This window comes from Heliobacterium chlorum, assembly GCF_014502795.1.
Lineage (GTDB): Bacteria > Bacillota > Desulfitobacteriia > Heliobacteriales > Heliobacteriaceae > Heliobacterium > Heliobacterium chlorum.
Genome location: NZ_JACVHF010000023.1, coordinates 1 through 19259 on the forward strand (window position 1 = coordinate 1; position 19259 = coordinate 19259).

At 49.9% G+C, this 19259-nt stretch carries 20 protein-coding genes, 2 tRNA genes and 1 rRNA gene; 10 read left to right on the forward strand and 13 right to left on the reverse strand.

Annotation, left to right across the window (positions count from 1 at the left end; genetic code table 11):
- The 3 genes from H1S01_RS16060 to H1S01_RS16070 all read right to left on the reverse strand — a co-directional run.
- A 16S ribosomal RNA gene (locus H1S01_RS16060) occupies positions 1-264 on the reverse strand; the annotation flags it as partial.
- A 332-nt stretch (positions 265-596) separates the two neighbouring features.
- Positions 597-1925, reverse strand: a complete 1329-nt coding sequence (gene glnA, locus H1S01_RS16065; RefSeq protein ID WP_188041435.1) for a type I glutamate--ammonia ligase — start codon at positions 1923-1925, stop codon at positions 597-599.
- Between the two features lie 188 nt (positions 1926-2113).
- A complete protein-coding gene (locus H1S01_RS16070; RefSeq protein WP_188041436.1) occupies positions 2114-2737 on the reverse strand; it encodes an adaptor protein MecA in 624 nt (207 codons plus the stop codon).
- Between the two features lie 256 nt (positions 2738-2993).
- Between H1S01_RS16070 and H1S01_RS16075 the strand changes: the two genes are divergently transcribed.
- Together H1S01_RS16075 and H1S01_RS16080 are read left to right on the forward strand one after the other, a co-directional pair.
- A complete protein-coding gene (locus tag H1S01_RS16075; protein ID WP_188041437.1) occupies positions 2994-3680 on the forward strand; it encodes a hypothetical protein in 687 nt (228 codons plus the stop codon).
- Between the two features lie 243 nt (positions 3681-3923).
- Complete coding sequence (locus H1S01_RS16080) at positions 3924-4325, forward strand: DUF350 domain-containing protein (RefSeq protein ID WP_188041438.1); 402 nt, start codon at positions 3924-3926, stop codon at positions 4323-4325.
- Here the strand turns inward: H1S01_RS16080 and H1S01_RS16085 are convergent.
- A complete protein-coding gene (locus H1S01_RS16085; protein WP_188041439.1) occupies positions 4315-5247 on the reverse strand; it encodes an FAD-dependent oxidoreductase in 933 nt (310 codons plus the stop codon). The two genes, H1S01_RS16080 and H1S01_RS16085, sit on opposite strands and share 11 nt — an antisense overlap.
- Positions 5248-5414: 167 nt before the next feature.
- The gene (locus tag H1S01_RS16090; RefSeq protein WP_188041440.1) at positions 5415-5675 is read right to left on the reverse strand and encodes a hypothetical protein; all 261 of its coding nucleotides are present in this window, start codon (positions 5673-5675) and stop codon (positions 5415-5417) included.
- Positions 5676-5855: 180 nt separating this feature from the next.
- On the opposite strand from H1S01_RS16090, the gene H1S01_RS21650 reads away from it, so the two are divergent.
- The 5 genes from H1S01_RS21650 to H1S01_RS16115 all read left to right on the forward strand — a co-directional run bounded on the left by H1S01_RS21650 (position 5856) and on the right by H1S01_RS16115 (position 7572).
- Positions 5856-6242 (forward strand): hypothetical protein, encoded by a 387-nt coding sequence (locus H1S01_RS21650; RefSeq protein ID WP_243237386.1) that lies wholly within the window; start codon positions 5856-5858, stop codon positions 6240-6242.
- A gap of 197 nt (positions 6243-6439) precedes the next feature.
- Positions 6440-6514 (forward strand) — tRNA-Arg (locus tag H1S01_RS16100).
- Between the two features lie 7 nt (positions 6515-6521).
- A tRNA-Val gene (locus H1S01_RS16105) sits at positions 6522-6598 on the forward strand.
- Between the two features lie 154 nt (positions 6599-6752).
- Complete coding sequence (locus H1S01_RS16110; RefSeq protein WP_188041441.1) at positions 6753-7091, forward strand: NifB/NifX family molybdenum-iron cluster-binding protein; 339 nt, start codon at positions 6753-6755, stop codon at positions 7089-7091.
- A gap of 175 nt (positions 7092-7266) precedes the next feature.
- Positions 7267-7572: a zinc-ribbon domain containing protein gene (locus H1S01_RS16115; RefSeq protein WP_155477583.1), complete on the forward strand. Its 306-nt coding sequence runs from the start codon at positions 7267-7269 to the stop codon at positions 7570-7572.
- 102 nt (positions 7573-7674) lie between these two features.
- Here H1S01_RS16115 and H1S01_RS16120 read toward each other — a convergent pair whose 3' ends face one another.
- Positions 7675-8295, reverse strand: a complete 621-nt coding sequence (locus H1S01_RS16120; protein WP_188041442.1) for a DUF2238 domain-containing protein — start codon at positions 8293-8295, stop codon at positions 7675-7677.
- Between the two features lie 431 nt (positions 8296-8726).
- On the opposite strand from H1S01_RS16120, the gene aguA reads away from it, so the two are divergent.
- From aguA to splB, 3 genes are all read left to right on the forward strand, one after another.
- On the forward strand, positions 8727-9743 hold the full coding sequence (gene aguA / locus H1S01_RS16125) for an agmatine deiminase (protein WP_188041443.1): 1017 nt from the start codon (positions 8727-8729) through the stop codon (positions 9741-9743).
- A 56-nt stretch (positions 9744-9799) separates the two neighbouring features.
- On the forward strand, positions 9800-10690 hold the full coding sequence (gene aguB / locus H1S01_RS16130; protein WP_188041444.1) for an N-carbamoylputrescine amidase: 891 nt from the start codon (positions 9800-9802) through the stop codon (positions 10688-10690).
- A 226-nt stretch (positions 10691-10916) separates the two neighbouring features.
- A complete protein-coding gene (gene splB / locus H1S01_RS16135; RefSeq protein WP_188041445.1) occupies positions 10917-11960 on the forward strand; it encodes a spore photoproduct lyase in 1044 nt (347 codons plus the stop codon).
- A 1-nt stretch (position 11961) separates the two neighbouring features.
- On the opposite strand, the gene H1S01_RS16140 is transcribed toward splB, so the two are convergent.
- The 7 genes from H1S01_RS16140 to H1S01_RS16170 form a co-directional block, all read right to left on the reverse strand.
- Positions 11962-12456 carry a YajQ family cyclic di-GMP-binding protein gene (locus tag H1S01_RS16140; protein WP_188041446.1) on the reverse strand — a complete coding sequence of 165 codons (495 nt, stop codon included), beginning with the start codon at positions 12454-12456 and terminating at the stop codon, positions 11962-11964.
- An 80-nt stretch (positions 12457-12536) separates the two neighbouring features.
- Entirely contained in the window at positions 12537-13433 is an 897-nt protein-coding gene (locus H1S01_RS16145) for a helix-turn-helix domain-containing protein (protein ID WP_188041447.1), read from the reverse strand.
- A gap of 14 nt (positions 13434-13447) precedes the next feature.
- A complete protein-coding gene (gene mnmH, locus H1S01_RS16150) occupies positions 13448-14497 on the reverse strand; it encodes a tRNA 2-selenouridine(34) synthase MnmH (protein ID WP_188041448.1) in 1050 nt (349 codons plus the stop codon).
- Positions 14498-14600: 103 nt separating this feature from the next.
- Positions 14601-15563 (reverse strand): type 1 periplasmic-binding domain-containing protein, encoded by a 963-nt coding sequence (locus tag H1S01_RS16155; RefSeq protein WP_188041449.1) that lies wholly within the window; start codon positions 15561-15563, stop codon positions 14601-14603.
- A 31-nt stretch (positions 15564-15594) separates the two neighbouring features.
- Positions 15595-18099, reverse strand: coding sequence for an FtsK/SpoIIIE family DNA translocase (locus tag H1S01_RS22065; protein WP_279287029.1), 2505 nt, complete (start codon positions 18097-18099; stop codon positions 15595-15597).
- A gap of 91 nt (positions 18100-18190) precedes the next feature.
- Complete coding sequence (locus H1S01_RS16165; protein WP_155477574.1) at positions 18191-18403, reverse strand: YlzJ-like family protein; 213 nt, start codon at positions 18401-18403, stop codon at positions 18191-18193.
- Positions 18400-19179, reverse strand: a complete 780-nt coding sequence (locus tag H1S01_RS16170) for a ClpP family protease (RefSeq protein ID WP_188041450.1) — start codon at positions 19177-19179, stop codon at positions 18400-18402. The genes H1S01_RS16165 and H1S01_RS16170 overlap by 4 nt, the downstream gene beginning before the upstream one ends.
- Positions 19180-19259 lie beyond the last annotated feature (80 nt).

Below are 19259 nucleotides of genomic sequence, written 5' to 3' on the forward strand. Positions count from 1 at the left end.
TTACCTCACCAACTAGCTAATCGGACGCGGACCCATCCAAGAGCGGATTGCTCCTTTGGTTGTCCGGGGATGTCCCCAGACAACATTATGCGGTATTAGCAGCCCTTTCGGGCTGTTATCCCCCACTCTCAGGCAGGTTATCCACGCGTTACTCACCCGTCCGCCACTAAGCACTTCCACCGAAGTATCCGTGCTCCGTTCGACTTGCATGTGTTAGGCATGCCGCCAGCGTTCGTCCTGAGCCAGGATCAAACTCTCCACAAAAATGTAGATAAGCTTGAGTCAAGCTCTTCTTGATTAAAGAAGTTATCCATCCTTCCCGTGTGCACGGGCTGAATTGACTTTGGTTTCGCACGCTTTTGCTTACAACTGTTTGATTTTCAAGGACCAGATTCGACACAAGCTTGTAGCTTTTTGTCGTTTTCTGCCGTTTCGTATCGGCGACGTTTGCTATTATGGCACAATTGCAACGCCAAATCAACCATCATTTTTTTCCAATCGTATATTTTTTTCGTTGTTCATAAATAAAGCAGGTCTTTCCCCAGAGGAGAAAGACCTGCTGATAAGCAACGGGTAAGAACCAATCCGTCGAAGGATTAGTACTTGACGAGGTACTCGTCGACTTCCCAAGGATGGACGGAGATACGGAAGGAATCCCATTCGTCCCGTTTGGCTTCTACGAAGCGCTCTGCAACGTGGGGACCAAGAGCTGCTTTGACAACTTCGTTCTTTTCGAGTTCGTCAACAGCTTCAGCCAGGTTGGAGGGCAGGCTGGCGATGCCGAATTCGGCCCGACGAGCAGCATCCATGTGGTAGATGTTTTCATCCACAGGAGCGGGAGGAGTGATTTTGTTTTTGATGCCGTCCAGACCGGCTTTGAGGCAGACAGCCAGAGCCAGGTAGGGGTTGCAGGACGGATCGGGGCTGCGCAGTTCGACCCGGGTGGAAGCGCCACGTTTGGCAGGAATTCGGATCAAGGGGCTGCGGTTGCGGCAGGACCAAGCGACGTAGCAAGGAGCTTCGTAGCCGGGGACCAGACGCTTGTAGGAGTTGACGGTGGGGTTGGTGACAGCAGCGAAGGAACGAACGTTCTTCAGCAGACCACCGATATAGTATTTGGCAGTTTCGCTCAGTTGATCAGGGGTGCTGGGATCATAGAAAGCGTTTGTGCCGTCTTTGAACAGGGACATGTTGGTGTGCATACCGGAACCGTTGATACCGAAGATCGGTTTCGGCATGAAGGTAGCATGGAGACCATGACGCTGAGCGATGGTCCGAACGACAAACTTGAAGGTGACAATTTTGTCAGCAACGTCGAGAGCATCGGAGTATTTGAAGTCGATTTCGTGCTGACCCGCAGCCACTTCGTGGTGGGAAGCTTCGATTTCAAAGCCCATTTGCTCGAGGGTCAGAACCATGTCGCGACGGGCGTTTTCGCCGAGGTCGATGGGGGTCATGTCGAAGTAACCGGCTTTGTCATGAGTGATGGTGGTCGGTTTACCTTCAGAATCGGTCAGGAAGAGGAAGAATTCCAGTTCAGGACCGACGTTCATGGTGTAGCCCATTTCAGCAGCTTCGGCGAGAACGGACTTAAGTACATTCCGAGGGTCACCGATGAAAGGAGTTCCATCGGGATTGTAAACGTCACAGATCAGACGGGCAACAGCGCCGTCTTGGGGACGCCAGGGGAATACAACGAAGGTGTTCGGATCGGGACGGAGGTACATATCGGATTCTTCGATGCGGACGAAACCGTCGATCGAGGAGCCGTCAAACATCAATTCGCCGTCAAGGGCTTTTTCGACTTGTTCAACGGGGATAGCAACGTTTTTCAATACGCCGAAGATATCGGTGAACTGAAGACGAATGAACTTGACGTCCATTTCTCGGCACATGCGCAGGACGTCTTCTTTGGTATAACCCATGAACACAACCTCCCATATTTGCTCGTAATAGTTTGGACAAATAAAAAACGCCTTCATGCATCGCGAAAAAATTTTCCGCAATAACTGAAGGCGCCTTTGCCTCATATTTGTCACATCATCGTGACTGCTTAACTCAAGTTCAATTATATGCTTGAGGACAGCCACTGACAAGAGGTTCTTTTTAATTTTTATCGAACGTCGACACAACATTCCTTTTTCTGATGAAAAGTCTTCACAATAAACCGGGGTGCATCGTGCTGACGTATGACCGAGCCATATTCGGAGAAAAATAAAGGTGAGTAAGAGCTCCGTTCTGCGTATTCGCTTAACATGGCAAAAGCTTTCTTTGACTGCAGTTCCTTTGTGGAAAGAATCATGTAGAGCGAATCGTCATAACGGAACAGACTGCCATCCTTCACCCCTAAACTGACTAACCTGCAACAGGCTGATAATACATCTTCGAAACATCCGAATACATAGACTACTTCATCCCGTTCTTCCACGGGCATCTCTATTTTTTCAATAGGTTTTGTACCTTCTGTTTTTAGTTCAGGAATTGCGGGTGCCTCCTGTTGTCGCTTAAGAATGAGCACTACCCCTTCTGGAACCAACCCGAGGGCTTCGACGGTGAGCCGGAGTGAAGAGTCGGTAAGGGTCCCCTCTTCCATGGCATTTTGAAGGACACCTGCCAGAAAACCTTGAGCTTGTGCAGTATACTGCCAAAGATCTTTGATCCCAATATTATGGGTCGTTAGGTCCTCCGCTGAGACAAGGATTTGAATCCGTTCCTCAGTAATTTTTTCGACTTTCATGGCCATCAAACCTCCTGCCCCAATTCATCTCTCAACCCAATTTTTTCTCGTCTATCCTGATTTTATTCTCTTTCATTTGTTGTTACGGGTTTGAACTTTATTATAATCGATTCGACGGGAAAGTAAAGAGTATTTTTCTGAAAATTTAATCTATTCTGTTAAATGTCATTGATCACAACTATATCGCCGATAAACGCTAATGTTTTTTCGATAAACGGTTATAGTATGTAGCAAGAAGAGAGGAAAGGGAGAAACCATGACCGACGAAATTCGTGAGTTGTATACGACAGAAATACGAGAGAAAAAAGCAGCGGCTAGCGGTGTTCATCATAAAAAAGGAAGACGCGGCCTTGTTGGTGCCATGATTACACCAGCCGATTTATCAGGCAAGGAGTATAAGTCTCCTGGCACGTTAGAGGAATTTCACGTAGATGATCTGGTTTCCCGATTGGAGTCTTCCCCCATTTTAAAAACGCTCATTCTTGATCGTATGGATGATCAATATCGCCAATATCGCCAAGCGACAGAACAAACGCTAGATTTGTTGACAGACATTCTTACAGAATCTCTACAGCGTTTTGAAAAAGAAGCGGAGAGCCTTCGGTACCGTATTGCCCGCTTAGAAAATCAAAGTACCGATTCGCTGGCTCCGAACAAGCCGCCCTACCCAGTGACATTAAACTGGAACCCGAATAAACGAATCCGTTGGGGAAGCACACCGGAAGAGATTAGAGCTGCTGTCTTTCGTCAGCTTCAGCGACTCCAGGCGAACGGAAACCCGATCTGTGTGGAAACCATTAAATCAGAAGTGCCCGGGATGTTGCGCTGGCTTTACGGGGAAAAAGCCGTTTTTAACGGACTCAAAGGGCTGCAACAAGAGTACCGCAGGCAGATGGAACGGTACGCTCCTACAGACAAATTCGAGCAAGTTGAAATGCAGTAATTTTTATAGATTTATGGAAGGTATTCGAAGGTGGCGCTCCTGACGCGGAATGCCACCTCTATTTCAACCCTTAATTCCGAACTTAATCCCGTCTATTTTTTAGTCACTTTTTATGGTCATGTCTTTGTTTTTGCCTCAAGACGCGAAGGGAACGGCGAAGAGATGTCGAAAAGAGTTACCTTTAGTGTGGCTTATCATCGCCACGAATGTTCTCAAAGTATCCCTTGAGGAGGATCCGGTAAAATGTGGGCTCACCCGCTCGTCGTTCCTGCAATCACCTTTGTTGCTGGCGCACTCGCCATGCTATTGATCCAACGGCTTTTTGAACTGTTGCACCCAGCCTACCGTACTAGTTTAGAGATCGCCAAGGGTAATGTCGCCGTAGCTCTCGCCAACGGCGGCAGACTGATCGCTCTATCGCTGGTGATCTACCAAGCGATCACCCGCAATGATAGCGCAGGCCAAAGCTTAGGTTGGGGACTGTTCGGCATCGTCTTTCTTTTGGTAGGCTATTACCTCTTTGATGTTTTAACCCCGACGGTGAAAATCCAACAGCAACTCAAGCAAGACAACCGCGCTGTCGGTGTCCTGGTGCTCTGTCTATACATCGGCCTTGGTATCATCGCCAGTGCTGTCATGATGTAGACGGTTGCCGCTTCACAACCAGGGAACGGTGGATGGACATAGCTGCCCGGATCCCTTCGCAGGTAGCGAAGACGAGCATCTGTGTTTTATTGATGATGTCTCCGGCGGCATAAACATGGGGAACACTTGTCTCCATCTGTTCATTGACGATGACATGGCCCTTGTCATTGCATTCCACGTTCAGTGACTGAGCCAACTGATTGTTTGCTTTGACCCCATAGGTGGACAATGCCACATCGACTTCTCGGACCGAACCATCAGTAAAACGGAGAGCTTGCAGGCGCCCTTTTTCACCGGCTTTACCGACAAACCGTTCAACCGGTTCAGTGAGCACGTCAATGTGATTTTCCGTAAGTAGATCTCTAAATTCATCGTAACCGTCTAAGGTTTGACCATTGGTGACGATACAGACCTGATGGGTATAGTTGAGCAGTTCCAAGGCGTTGTAAATGGTCTTTTTGGAATGACCTAAGACGGCGGATTTTTGCCCGATGAATTCGTAGCCGTTGCAATCGAGACAGTAATGAAGAGTCCGGCCAGCAAAATCAAACTTGTTGGAGATGTCCGGTTGATTGTCTTCCAATCCTGTAGCTAAGACCAAACGCCGACTGGTATATTCGGCACTGCTGGTAGTGACGACAAATTCCTCGTTATCTTTTTTCTCAGCTTTTAGGACTTGGCTTTTCACGATCTCGGCGCCGTAGTTCTGGGCCTGCTCTCGACCGAGGCGCAACATTTCCTTGCCGGAAATGCCTTGGGGAAAACCAAGGTAGTTATGATATTTGGGTACCCAGGATGTTCGTCCATCTCCCCCGTCAAAGACCAAGACAGAATGATTGTAACGGGCCAGTTGAATGGCGGTGGCCAAACCGGCGGCCCCGGAACCCACTACGATGATGTCAAAGCGCACGCTGACTGTCACCAGCCCTTTCTAAGATTTTCTGCGCTTAGCTTTCCCCGGTAAGGACGGAAAAAGATATGGCGAATCTTTCCCGTCAATTTGTCCTGACCATGCAAAAGAGCACCCTTTCGTTACAGGGGTGCTCTTTTTTCGTTTCTTAAATATTGCGGCTATGTACTTCGCAGTACCTACACAACAGTTCGGTACACGCCGGGTGCGACTTCTTTTAGTTTACCGTCATACATCCCTAAAAACCGAGACGATTGGTTTACGGTACCACTTTCAATGGCTTCAATCAAATCTTCCTCAGTGACACGAACACGGCTCTTTGAAACTTCTCCGCGAATCACACCGTCGACAACCAGTTGTTTTAAAACTTCCGGTTCAATCCCAAAACAACGATGAGCCGTACCAGGACTGATAAATTTTTCTGGATTAAACTTTGGCATATTACTCCCTCACTTACTCTTCCCATTCGACTTTTTTCTACTTTATTTAAACGTATATATTACCTCAAATCGCATTTTCCTTCTTTTTTCGCCAAATTTTTCATTTATTTTTGCTTCGGCATAGGCATCGCAGCAAGGCTGCATACTACAGATGAGGAATCGGTAAAGGGAGGAATCGACGTGGGTGGATCACAAGGAAGAGGCGACCAACGACCGCTGCCGGATAAGTTCGTCCCGGAAGATTTAGGAAGCGCGACTCGGGTGGCTCTGGATGGACGTTCAGACTTATACGGTCACGTCACTGAAAAGGGTGTCCGTCCTCGTGAACTGGGAGTTCAAGAGACATCCCAATTTTCGACGCGAGGCGCACCTTGGGGAATGCGGGAAAGTCTCGTAGATTTGACTCATGAGATGGGAATTGACTTTGATAAATTTGTGGAAGGTATCGCCAAAGACAAGTCTGACATGGAGATGGCCCAGGAGTTCGGCGTCCCCGAAGGTACCGTATCGCACCTGAAAAATCATTTTTTCCGGTTCGGGATTAATGATGTTCAGGGACAGGACTAGCCCTATGTACCCAAAAATTTAATGGAGTTCGAAAAATGGGCCTCTGAGACCGGAGGCCCACCCATCGATCACTTTCCTAATAATAGAAGTCAAAAAACTCGCATGATTAGACATTGCTCTCTAACCGGCTCAGTATTCACAGGGTTGACTTTCTTAAGATTCTTTGATAAATTAAATTTTATTCCGAGTTCAATCAAGCGCCCGTAGCTCAGTGGATAGAGCACTGGTCTCCGGAACCAGGTGCACAAGTTCGATTCTTGCCGGGCGCACCATTTCCTTGGGCGATTAGCTCAGATGGTTAGAGCGCTTGCTTGACATGCAAGAGGTCAGCGGTTCGATTCCGTTATCGCCCACCAAAGTTACATGCTGAGTGAGAAAGAGTTTTACCTCCAGGTTGAGGTTTGAACTCTTTTTTGTTTTAAGCACCATTTTTCCTAGTATAGACAGACAAGGGTTAAGCAGTTCTCTGAAAATCGACTACATATTTTATTTCCGAAGGGAGAATGAACCATGGCCATTAAAGTCGCCGTTGCCAGCAGCGATGGGAAGTTAGTCAACCAACACTTTGGGCATACTCGGGAATTTCTGATTTTCGAGGTCGACCGTCAAGGTTTTCGCTTTTTGGAAAAAAGATCTGTCGTTCCCCATTGCTCCTGTGACGGGGCGCCTCCTCCGACGGCAAAGACCTCGGTAGAATCGTTAACCGATTGCCGGATCGTACTGGTCACGAGGATCGGCGACGGACCTCAGGAAAAGTTAAAGAGCTTAGGCATTGATTGCATCATCAGCTATGATTTTATTGAAAATGCTTTAAACGAGATTGTGGCTTCGGAAATCGCATCGTCTTAATGATGATCTACAACAAACTTGAGAAATGATTTTGCTATCCCTTGCCAAAAACGGATTGGCCGTGTATACTGTGTATATAGTCCTGATGTGGTGAAACGCTATCTTCTCGATCGCCTTTGGCTAGGGAGGTTTGACGGATATCCCTAAACAGGGCGAATTATGAGGAGGTTTTTTTATGTTTCAAGACAAAGTGTTAACATGTAAAGAATGTGGCTGTGAGTTCGAATTCACCGCTTCCGAACAAGAATTCTACGCAGAAAAAGGCTTCACCAACGAACCTGGCCGTTGCCCTCAGTGCCGGGCTGCTCGGAAAGCCCAAAATAACAACAACCGTGGCGGCGGTTATCGTCAAGAGCGGGAAATGTACCCTGTCACTTGCTCCGCTTGCGGCAAAGAAACTACAGTTCCTTTCCAACCCCGTGGCGATAAGCCCGTATACTGCCGCGACTGCTTCCAGCCCCAACCCCGCAACCGTTGGTAATCTCTTAGCTAACAAAAAAGCTCGCCTTAACCGGCGGGCTTTTTTTCTTTCTTCCTTTACATAAAAAGAGTTGTCCTAGGGCGGCTCTTTCATAACATTCGGTTAACCGTCATTTGCCTGCAGCCGCTCCATAGACCGGTCATGGACCCTTCCCAACAGCAGTGTGGACAAAAGCGCTCCGAGCAAGGCTAGGGCCATATCCCACTGCGTATCCCATACATCTCCCTGAGTCCCTAAAAAAGCCTCGGCAGCAGTTCCTGTCGCCAAAGCGATCCACCATTCAATAAGTTCATAGAATGCACTGATAGCCAGGCAGACGGAGATCATGAGCAGGTTTAGCAGCTTTCCCCGCTGCAGCGGTGACAGACGCAAAAGGATCTCCCGGGCGATGATGGCTGGGATAAAACCTTGGGCAAAGTGGCCTAGCCGGTCATAGTGGTTCCGGCTCAATTCCAAACTATCTCGGATCCAGTCGAAGAGGGGAACCTTGGCATACGTGTAGTGACCTCCCACCATAAGGATGATCATGTGGACCGCGATCAGGCAATAACAGAACGTGGAGAATTGAAAATGGCGGTAGGTCACAGCGAGAACAACCACACCGATCATGGCCGGCAGAACTTCCAAGACCCAGGTGAATCGATCCTGTGGCTGAACACCGGACCAAACAAGGACAGACAACACCAATGTCAGCAATAAGGCATGAACAGAACGGCCACTCATTGGCTCTCCCCCTTTTTGCTCGGATGGCTTGTCTCTGTACAGAAATGATGTAAAATCTATCTGGGCTCAAAAAGTTCAAAGGTTAGCGTGATAAGTTATGATACGTGAGAAAGTGTTGCGATTGCTCGCGAAATTCTGGTAATCTATGAGGAATTCTCCGAAGCCCCCATATTCCCCTTTTTGACTCGGGGCTTTTGGATTCTTTTGGAACGTTCCGACAGCTTTGGGTATTTCGCCTTGTTCGGCTAGATGGGCATCTGGAACGGTCTGGAGTGGAAATATATCATCTATGAACTTTATCAGAGCAACCTAATGTCTGACTTCGACAGAAGCTTTTTGATTTTTTCAGGTCGGCTCTTTTAACAATGCGATAGGACTAGCTTCATGCTATAATAAGTCGGAAAAATTCAGCGAATGAAGGAGAAGATTCCATGGATTTCCCGAAGGATTTCGGATTTCGTATGCCGCCAGAGTGGGCACCTCATGCCCGCACCTTCATTACTTGGCCAGTTTGCGAAGAGACCTGGCCTGACGAACTGGAACATGTGCGGAAGGCTTATGCCGAAGTGGCCAATGCCATCGCTACGTTTGAACCAGTGACTTTGATCGTCCGGCCTGAGTTGGTCAATGATGCGGCCAAACTTTGCGATCCCGCTGTCGATATAATGCCTCTCGACTATGACGATTCCTGGATTCGTGACAACGGCCCCACTTTTGTCATCGACGGGCAAGGCGGTGTCGCCGGTATCAACTGGCAGTTTAACGCCTGGGGCGGCAAATTCTCCTGGGAAAAAGACAACCTGGTGGCGCCACAAATATTAGATCATCTCGGTGTTCGCCGCTTCAACGCCCCTTTCATCATGGAAGGTGGATCGATTCACGTCGATGGTGAAGGTACCATGTTGACGACAGAAGAATGTCTATTAAATCCAAACCGCAACCCCCATATGAGCCGTTCCGACCTGGAGGGTGAACTTAAGAAGTATTTAGGCGTCGAAAAAGTCATCTGGCTGAAAACCGGTCTCTATGGCGATCATACAGACGGCCATGTAGATAATGTCGCTTGTTTTGCTCGCCCTGGCGTCGTGCTCATCCAGGTTTGTAATGACCCTGACGATCCCAACTATGCCACCAATCAGGAAAACTTGGAGATTCTCCGGCAATCCACTGATGCACAAGGTCGAAAGTTTGAGATTATTCCAATCGAACAGCCTCCTGCCTTATACCATCACGGAGATCGCATGGCTGCCAGTTATATCAACTTCTATTTCGTCAACGGGGGGATCATCCTTCCTGTATTCGGCGGAGAAAGCGCCGAAACAGATGCGAAAGCCGCAGAAACACTGGCCAAGGTCTTTCCGAATCGAGAGATCTATAAAGTAAACAGCCGCTATATCTTGATGGGCGGCGGCAACGTACACTGTGCGACCCAACAAATGCCCCGTTAAAAATGTTCTGCAAAAGTCTTATTTTCCTATATCAATGATGGGATGAGGTGTACCCATTGCGTAAAGTAACCCTTGCGGCCACTCAAATGAGCTGCACCTGGGATGTAGAAGATAACATAAAAAAAGCGGAGAACTTAGTCCGTCAAGCGGCGGCCCAAGGGGCACAGGTCATCCTGCTACAGGAGCTTTTTGAGGCACCTTATTTCTGCCAGACAGAACTGCCCGAATATTATGATCTGGCCAAAGAGACCGAAAAGAACCCGGCCGTGCTTCACTTTCAAAACGTAGCCCGGGAACTGGGCGTGGTTCTGCCGATCAGCTTCTTCGAAAAGAAAAACAACGCCCGCTACAACTCGGTCGCCATGATCGATGCCGATGGCACCATTTTGGGTGTTTACCGTAAGACTCATATCCCTGATGGTCCCGGCTACGAAGAGAAGTTCTATTTCAATCCCGGCGATACGGGCTTTAAAGTCTGGGAGACGCGGTACGGAAAGATCGGTGTGGGGATCTGCTGGGACCAATGGTTCCCAGAGGCGGCCCGCTGCATGGCCCTCATGGGCGCCGAAATCCTTCTCTATCCGACAGCAATCGGGTCGGAACCGGAACAACCTGACTACGATTCGATGGCCCACTGGCAAACGTGCATGCTCGGCCATGGTGCCGCTAACTTAGTCCCTGTCGTCGCCTCGAACCGCCTCGGCCGTGAGACTTCCGGTAAGTCAGAAATTAACTTCTATGGCTCCTCTTTTATCTCTGACCCATGCGGGAAGAAAGTCGCCGAGGCGGATCGCTTTACAGAGTCAGTCCTCACCGCCACCTTCGACCTTGATGAAATCGCCCGGATGCGTACCTCCTGGGGAATTTTCCGAGATCGCCGGCCCGATATGTACACAGCCATACTGACCTGTGATGGTGTTAACCCTTATCGGGGAATTAAACTTTAGTTACAGTACATTACATTTCTTTTATTATTTAGTTACTATTAGGAGCGGCGAACCTCTTACCTCAGAGGGACTCGCCGCTTTTTATGTGGCTATCACGTACTGTCTTTACGGCGTTCTAGCCGAAATGTACCTCAACTGCTGCTAAACCGATTCGCTAATTGTTAATCTACCTCTCCTGTAACCTACCTGTTAACCGGACACCACCGGGGAATGCTAATCTCAGGAGGTGTCCCTCTTGCAGGAGTTGTATCTGCCTCAGCGGGTTTTATTTGAGGAAGAAGCGCTAACCTTTCCCTTGGGCCAACAGATCATGGAGTTCTGCCGGGAAAAGGCCATTCCGACACGAAAAATTCCTTCCCACAATCGGGTCACTGGTCTGCCCGGCGAGACGCCCCAGCAGAAATATGCCCAAGCGAAAAGAACCCTCGTCGTTGGTATCAAACGGGATATGGGCTTCCCAAGCTGCCGCCCTTCAGCAGATTACCAGTTCCCCTTGATGACCAGTTGTCCCGGCCACTGTGAGTACTGTTATCTGCAGACGACGCTAGGGCAGCGGCCTTATCTGCGCGTCTATGTGAATGTGGAAGAAATGCTGCAACAAGCCGAAAAGTTAATCCAGGAAAAAGCCCCCCACATAACGACCTTTGAGGTGGCCAGCTCAGGTGATCCCTTGAGCGTAGAGCACTTGACCGGCTCGCTGTACAAGACGATCGAGTTTTTCGGCGAACAGGAACTAGGGCGACTTCGGTTCGTCACCAAGTTCACCCATGTCGATCCTCTGTTAAGAGCTAGGCATAATGACCACTGTCGCTTTCGCTTCTCGATCAACAGTGCCAAGGTGGTTCAGGAGTTTGAACACAAGACGCCGCCTGTCGACGAACGGCTGCAGGCGGCTCGCAAGGTCGCTGGCGCCGGCTATCCCTTAGGTTTTATCATCGCTCCAATCATGGTCTATCCAGGATGGTTCGAAGAATATGAGAAAGTCTTAGACACACTAAAAAAGGAGTTGGACCTCATCCAACCCCTCCGACATCCCGTCTCTTTTGAATTGATCCAGCACCGCTTTACAAGCCGTGCTAAAAAGGTGATCCTCGATCGTTTCCCCCATTCACGTTTACCGATGGTCGAGGAAGACCGTAAGATGAAATACGGCAAATACGGCATGGGCAAGTATGTATATCCCGCCGAGACGGCCAAAGACATGGAGGCCAAAATGCGGGATGCCATCGTCGGGCGCTTTCCCGATGCATTAATCGAGTACTTTACGTAAGCTATGAACGGAAATTGATAAACTGCAGTTCGATGTCCAGATCGGCTTTTTTCAGCAGTGCAATGACAGCCTGTAGATCATCGCGCTGTTTGCCGACGACGCGAACTTGATCGCCTTGGACCTGGGCTTGTACTTTGATCTTGCTGTCCTTGATCAGTTTGGTAATTTCTTTCGCTTTTTCTTTGGAGATTCCCTGGACGAGTTCCACCTGCTGACGGACCGTGTCACCAGCGGCTGATTCCACTTTCCCGTATTTCAGGGCACGCAGGGAAATCCCGCGTTTTACCATCTTGCTTTCGAGAATATCGACGACGTTTTTTAATTTAAAGTCGTCATCGGAAACTAGAGTGATGCCTTTTTCGTCTTGGCGAATCTCACTTTTGCTGTTCTTGAAGTCAAAGCGGTTTTCAATTTCCTTCAACGCTTGATGAACAGCGTTCGTCACTTCTTGCATATCCACCTGAGATACGATATCAAAGGACGCTTCTTTGGCCATGAAACCCAAACTCCTTTCGCATTGACGAATCTGATCAGGTTATTCATTATAAAAACCCGGGGTAAGGTCCCCGGGTTTTTTTACGAGCGCACAAACTCTTTTGTGACGACTTTATTTAAATCACCGAGGGTACCCAGATTTTGACCGTTGTAGATGACTTCCACAGCACCGGCATTTCCCGCATGGATATAGACCTTGTTTTTCCCGGTAAAGGTCATCGTTTCTCCCACAGACAGTGTCCCCGTGTAGGCGGGAACATCATCCTGGGTCACCGCCATCCAACAGCGATCTTGAACGACGCGGAACGTGACGGCCACACCATCAGTTGCAGGCGCTTGACTTGCCGGAGAGATCTCTGGAGTGATCGATGCAGCCGGTTGAGCTTCCGCCGGCTTGGAGGCTGATTCGTCTGTGGCGGTTGTAGGTGTTGTATCGGTGCGGTTCGCCTGGGGCTCGCCACTCGCAGGACTTTCTAAAGGCGCTGAAGAGGACGGTGTTTGCGTAGAGTTGCTATCAATAACTGCCGGTGGGGTATTTTCCTTGATCGGCTCTTTTTCCGCTTGCAGCGAAGGCTTTTCCGGCGGTCCGGGGTTATCTTTGGGCAAGTTCGCCGACAAGAAGATCAACCCGGCCACAGCGGCGACAGCTAAGCCGTAACCAGCCAATTTGACGGTGTTGCTCGCCTTTGGTCCGGAGAAATCTTTTTCCTCCTCTGTCGTTGCGGCGGGCACTTCTTCGACCGTATCTTTCCAGTCGTGTTTTAGCTCTGCAATGAGCGGGATCGGGTCGAGTCCGAGATATTTCGCATAACTGCGCAAAAAGCCGATACCATACACACGGCCCGGCAGTTCATCATAATTACCGTCTTCCAGCGCCATCAGGTAAGCCAAGCGAATGTTGGTTTCGTTCTCCACCTGATGGAGGCTGAGCTGCTTCTGTTCCCTGGCCTGTTTGAGGACAAGCCCAAGGTTCGACATCTCAAATCCTCCTCTCATACTCGATAACGTGCCGTCATATATGTCTCGATCAGGTCAACAGCTTCCTCGACCGATGTTGAATCAATACTCAGGTGATACCGGCGGCTGGGACCGTTCGGGTAACCGTATAAGGGATCGTAATAGTCCTTCAATAACGTTTCCGCCACAGATGCATAAGCACCCTGCTCAACAGCTTCGCAGAGATGGTACACGTTGTTTTTACCTAGCCGTTGCTCTAAGCGAAGCAAGGCTTGCGTCAATTCATGAGGTTGTCCCAGCTTGGCATAGATATCGACGAGGCGTTTGACTCGGGAAGACCGAGACGCATATACATGAATATGGTCCCCCGTTTGCATCTGCTTATAAAAGATTTGAGGCAAAACCACGCGACCGATGCGACGGCTCTCCCCCTCCAGCACGATTCCCCGCTTGTCACGATGCTTTTCCAGCGACATGACAAGCCGGCCTTCAAACGTTTGCTGGCTCGGTATAGACGAGTAACCTAAGTGACCAAAGACGCTGCCCCGGTTTTCCGCCAGCGATTCAAGGTCAACCGTCCCTATTCCTCGCTGCTCCAAGGCAGTTAAAATCTCCGTCTTGCCCACGCCTGTATTGCCGTGAAGCACAGCTAGCCGCAAGGAGGGGACCATCTTTTCAAAGTATTCATTGACGAAACGTCGAAAAGACTTGTATCCACCTTCGAGCCGGTACGTTTCCAGCCCCATCAGGTTCAGCACAGTCGCTACCGATTTGCTGCGCATTCCGCCACGCCAGCAGAAGAGCACAGCCGGCCCAGTTCCGGCTGCTGCTTGAACACGCCGACAGATATCGGGAAGTTTCGGACTGACCAGTTCTAAACCGAGTTGACGAGCCGGTTCAGGCCCTTGTTGACGGTAGAGAGTGCCCACGCGGGCTCGTTCAACATTATTAAAAAGAGGTACATTGATTGCACCTGGAATCGTCGCTTCCGCAAATTCCCCTTCCGAACGGACATCAATGAGCGGACCGTATTGGCCCGCTAAGACCTTTTCGATCGACAAGGGGATTTCCGAGTTTGCCCTCATGAGTTCCCTTTCAAATCACTAGCATCATATCGTCGCTTTTCTACGTTTTTTAACGACATTCTAACATTAGTATATCATTTATAGTCATAACCTGTCAAAAAGTTCAAAATCCCGCGAGGTCTATCTGGCCTTGTTCGACTTTTTGTAAAAGCGGCATCATTTTTTCGTTTATTTCTGTAGATAAGGGTCTTTTTACGGCAGGTCCACTCGGAGTCGTTCCCGGCCCGGCAATATAGAGGTTCCAACCGGTTTTACCGAGATTTTTTACATCTTTCCCGGATAGAATGCTTTCCAACTGAGGCAGGATGTCAGTGTCCAAATAACCGCTTTCGACGACAAAGATTCCGGAGGGGGTTGGCTCGTTGGCGTTCACTAAGGCGATCCCCACGTTGGTACCGGTCAAGCTTGCTGTCATCACTGGCAACGTGTCTTTGACAGTAGAAATGAGCACATCACCTGTCACGGGGATGTTTTCGCCAGTGACGGCCCTGGTCAGGACTGCTTTCTTATTTGTTTCTGCTAACCCTGTTCGCAGCGCTTTTTCCACGGCTGCAGCCTGAGAGTCACCAGCCGTAAATAGGGCAGTGATGGCTCCGTTCGGTGAGATAGCTCCAGCCAAGGCTCCTACAAGGTAGGCACCAGCCAGTCGGTTGCTGCCGGTTTGTACGTCTCCCGGGGTGAGAGAGAGGAATTTGGTCTTCGGGTAGGTTTGCTCCGCCAAAGGTAAGATGTCTTTATAGGCCGGGTCAGCGATCAGTACCACTCGGGCTTCATTTTCCCCAAAGTATCGCAAAGCCTCTTCTGTGCTAAGAAAATCGCTGGTGGTGACGATCTGCTTATGTACACCCAGGCGTGTTTTAACGCTGCGCACAGCCTCTGTCACTTTGGGATTGAGCGTTGCTGTTGCTGAGTCTGCCGGCGCCAGAATGGCACCGACAAGAACAGGAACGGGTCCTCCGCCGGTCTCTTCATCGGTTTCTACAGGGCTGGTCGGGGTACTGCGGCATCCGCTTAACAAGAGACTCAAGATGATCGTAAAGAGAAATAAGGTCTTCAGGCGGTTCACTTGCACAGTCCCCCACTTTCTTTTCCATGGTTTAGCTCCCTGTCTTTTTGGCACTTCCGTATTTCGCTTCAAAGGCAGCTCGCGAGATGAGCAGTTCCCGAGGTTTGCTGCCTTCATAGCCGCCGACAATACCACGCTGCTCCATGATGTCGATCAGTCGAGCGGCCCGAGCGTAACCGACGCGCAGGCGTCGCTGTAGCATGGAGATAGACGCTTGTCCGCTGTCTAAGAGAATGCGCACGGCATCCACAAAGAGTTCATCTTCTTCCTCTTCATGGGTCTCGGTCTGCTCCTGCGCTTGAATGACCCCTTCTTGGTACTCAGGCAAGCCTTGGTTTTTTAAAAACTCGACGATGTTTTCCACTTCTTTATCGGAGACGTAACAGCCTTGCATGCGGATGGGTTTGTTCGCCCCGACGGGCGAGAAGAGCATGTCGCCGCGGCCGAGTAGTTTTTCGGCCCCTGCTTGGTCCAAAATCGTACGGGAATCGATTTGGGAAGAGACGGCAAAGGCGATCCGGGAAGGAATATTCGCCTTGATAATACCGGTGATGACATCCACGGAAGGACGCTGCGTCGCTACGACCAGGTGAATACCGGCGGCTCGGGCCATCTGGGCAAGGCGGCAAATGGCGTCTTCCACATCGACGGCGGCCACCATCATCAGATCGGCCAATTCGTCAATCAGCACCACTACATAAGGTAAAGCTGGCTGTGGTTCGTCGGGGCATTCCTGGGCTTTTAACTGATTGTAGCGGGTAATGTCTTTCACACCGGAGGCGGCAAAGAGTTCATAGCGGTTTTCCATCTCGCTGACGATCCACTTTAAGGCAGTGGCCGCCTTCTTAGCATCGGTTACGACCGGGGCGATCATATGGGGAATGCCGTTGTATTGAGTCAGTTCGACCATCTTCGGGTCGATCATGAGAAACTTCACTTCGTTCGGTTTTCCCTTGAAAAGGATGCTGCTGATGAGGGTGTTCATGCATACGCTCTTACCGGCGCCGGTGGCACCAGCGATGAGCATATGGGGCATCCGGGACAGGTCCGAGATAATCGGTGTGCCCGCGATATCTTTGCCCAAGGCAATAGTCAGCTTCGATGCAGACTGTTGGAATTCGGGACACTCTAAGACTTCCCGGAACGTAACGGGGGTCACTTCTTTGTTCGGCACTTCGATGCCGATCGCCGCTTTTCCCGGGATAGGCGCCTCGATCCGTACGGCGCCGGCAGCCAAGGACAAGGCGATATCATCGGCTAAGTTGGTGATTTTCGATACTTTTACACCGGGGGCTGGTGAAACTTCATAGCGTGTGATGGCTGGTCCGCGGCTGACCTGAGTCACTTTGACGCGCACATTGAAGTTCTCCAAGGTCTCTTCTAAAATGCGCACATTCTCCGTGATATCCTGGTTGAGACGAGTGCTCTTTACCCGCAAGGACCGGTTTAAAAGGCTTAACGGCGGCAGCATATATTCTTCAACCATGTAAGAGGGATCGTGAGGGGCCCCATTTCCCACCTGATTCTCGCTCGTTTCTCCGGCAGCCGACTGTTCTTGGGCCTCGTCAACGCCTTGAGGCGATCGGGAGATTTTTTCCACTAAGGTGTCTTCCATGGAATCAGGTTCTTCCGGAAATTCGGTAGGGTTGTCATCATGGCTGAGTACGACAAAAGAAGGAGCTTCCTCTGGCAACCGATCATCTAGAGATGTCTGTTCCCTTTCCGCCTCCCTCTGTTGCAAGGGCTCGTCTTCGGCGATCGTCTCCGCCGGAGCACCGGAACGGGAAGGGATAGGCAGGTCCAATTGGGTGAGCCAGTCGGGGGTATTTTTTTCGTGATCGATAATGACCAGAGGCATTTCGTCCGTTTCCTCTGGAACGGGAGCTTTCTCTTCTGTTTTCTTGCGACGGCTTTTCTTTTCTACGGCTTTCTTCGGTACGGGTTCTTCTTCTTCCACTACGGTGAAGAGCAGCTTTCCCAAAGAGGCACGAGACCGTTGAAAACCTTCGAAAAAGATGGCGGCGACAGTGCCCACCAATTGAACGAGAGACACTTCAAAGGTAAAGAGGACAGCGGCCAAGATGAGCGTGGTCAAGATAATGTATGTACCGATGACCCCAAAGAGCGTTTTGAACAGGATGGCCATGGACGCACCGATAATACCGCCGCCTTTCCCGTCCATACCTGCTTGCCAATCGGTCCCTTCTAAGGAAAGGCTCAAGTGCAAAAAGGTAAGCACTATGATGAAGGCAAAGGTCAATCCAACGACTTTTCGACCGATGATCAGTTTTGCCCGCTGCGTCATGACCATGATGCCGAAGTATGCTAAAAACAAGGGCAGCATGATTTTCCCCTGGCCAGCCGTGATGCTAAGGGCGTTGACCAGAAACTGGCCCACAGCTCCGGCACCAGCGGAGGAGAGGGTCAAGGGGCTGCTGTTCACCGTGAAGAGGCTGACGATACAGAATACAGCCAAAGCCAGAATCCCCAAGCCAACCATCTCATACTTGAGGTCTTCTTTCAGTTGTTCAAACATGTTAGCCAAATGTATCACCTTACAAGTAAAAGATGTCTGGAACAAAGGAAAGCCATCCCCGAGGGGTGGCTTTTGAAAACAGGATTCCGCGCTAATCCGGTGAGATTTGATTCCCCGGCTGAAAGTCCGGTTGTAAAAAATCTTTCGGGTCTGTGCTCAATATGCGGGTCAATTCATAGCGGCCGTCTCCCATTTTGTAGCCCATCACGGTTCGACCTTTATAGGAAAGGATGGACATGGTCGGCATGTCCGATTCTAGTCCTTTCAAAACCATTTCCATGGGAAGAGGGGTGTACAGAATCATTGCAACAGCCCCTTTTGGTTTTTCCGTTCCTCAATAAATTCGTTGAGCTTTTTGACGGCTTCGTGGATCCCGCCGACGGCGTCGATCAGTCCATATTCGACGGCTTCCTTACCGACGACGACCGTACCGATATCTCTTGTCAGTTCACCTGTCTTAAACATCAGTTCTTTGAATTTTTCGGCGGAAACTTTAGAGTTTCGCGTCACAAAAGCGACGACACGGTCTTGCATCTTCTCGAGGTACTCGAAGGTCGCCGGTACGCCGATGACCAGTCCCGTAAGGCGAATGGGATGTATCGTCATCGTCGCCGTCGAAGCGATCATGGAATAATCAGCCGATACGGCAATGGGAACGCCGATAGAGTGTCCGCCGCCGAGCACGATCGACACGGTGGGTTTAGAAATGCTAGCGATCATCTCAGCGATGGCTAAGCCTGCTTCCACGTCACCGCCGACGGTATTGAGAATGATCAGTACCCCTTCGATATCCTTACTTTGCTCAATAGCGACCAATTGCGGGAGAATATGCTCGTATTTGGTCGTCTTATTCTGCGGGGGAAGGATCATATGCCCTTCCACTTGTCCGACGATGGTCAAACAATGAATATTGCTTTTTACAGAGGGAACTTCCATTTCCCCGAGCTCTTTTAAAGTGTCCATACGCCGTCCCCGCGCTTTATCCGCATCGGGCGACGCCGTTTCTGGTCCGCCGGGATTGGGACCTTGCGGTTCTGTTTCGACATCCATATCAGGTGTTTCTTCAAATTGTTCTACCATAACCAGGCGATGTCCTCCTTGTGGCCGATTATTTCCTTCATTTTGATAGTTTGGACCAAACAAGGAGGAACCATTCGCCT

Excerpts from the sequence above, each read along its gene's own strand:
- glnA (WP_188041435.1), bottom strand. The coding sequence starts at position 1,925 with ATGGGTTATACCAAAGAAGACGTCCTGCGCATGTGCCGAGAAATGGAC.
- H1S01_RS16070 (WP_188041436.1), bottom strand. The coding sequence starts at position 2,737 with ATGAAAGTCGAAAAAATTACTGAGGAACGGATTCAAATCCTTGTCTCA.
- H1S01_RS16075 (WP_188041437.1), top strand. The coding sequence starts at position 2,994 with ATGACCGACGAAATTCGTGAGTTGTATACGACAGAAATACGAGAGAAA.
- H1S01_RS16080 (WP_188041438.1), top strand. The coding sequence starts at position 3,924 with ATGTGGGCTCACCCGCTCGTCGTTCCTGCAATCACCTTTGTTGCTGGC.
- H1S01_RS16090 (WP_188041440.1), bottom strand. The coding sequence starts at position 5,675 with ATGCCAAAGTTTAATCCAGAAAAATTTATCAGTCCTGGTACGGCTCAT.
- H1S01_RS16110 (WP_188041441.1), top strand. The coding sequence starts at position 6,753 with ATGGCCATTAAAGTCGCCGTTGCCAGCAGCGATGGGAAGTTAGTCAAC.
- H1S01_RS16115 (WP_155477583.1), top strand. The coding sequence starts at position 7,267 with ATGTTTCAAGACAAAGTGTTAACATGTAAAGAATGTGGCTGTGAGTTC.
- H1S01_RS16120 (WP_188041442.1), bottom strand. The coding sequence starts at position 8,295 with ATGAGTGGCCGTTCTGTTCATGCCTTATTGCTGACATTGGTGTTGTCT.
- aguA (WP_188041443.1), top strand. The coding sequence starts at position 8,727 with ATGGATTTCCCGAAGGATTTCGGATTTCGTATGCCGCCAGAGTGGGCA.
- H1S01_RS16140 (WP_188041446.1), bottom strand. The coding sequence starts at position 12,456 with ATGGCCAAAGAAGCGTCCTTTGATATCGTATCTCAGGTGGATATGCAA.
- H1S01_RS16145 (WP_188041447.1), bottom strand. The coding sequence starts at position 13,433 with ATGTCGAACCTTGGGCTTGTCCTCAAACAGGCCAGGGAACAGAAGCAG.
- mnmH (WP_188041448.1), bottom strand. The coding sequence starts at position 14,497 with ATGAGGGCAAACTCGGAAATCCCCTTGTCGATCGAAAAGGTCTTAGCG.
- H1S01_RS22065 (WP_279287029.1), bottom strand. The coding sequence starts at position 18,099 with ATGTTTGAACAACTGAAAGAAGACCTCAAGTATGAGATGGTTGGCTTG.
- H1S01_RS16165 (WP_155477574.1), bottom strand. The coding sequence starts at position 18,403 with ATGATTCTGTACACCCCTCTTCCCATGGAAATGGTTTTGAAAGGACTA.
- H1S01_RS16170 (WP_188041450.1), bottom strand. The coding sequence starts at position 19,179 with ATGGTAGAACAATTTGAAGAAACACCTGATATGGATGTCGAAACAGAA.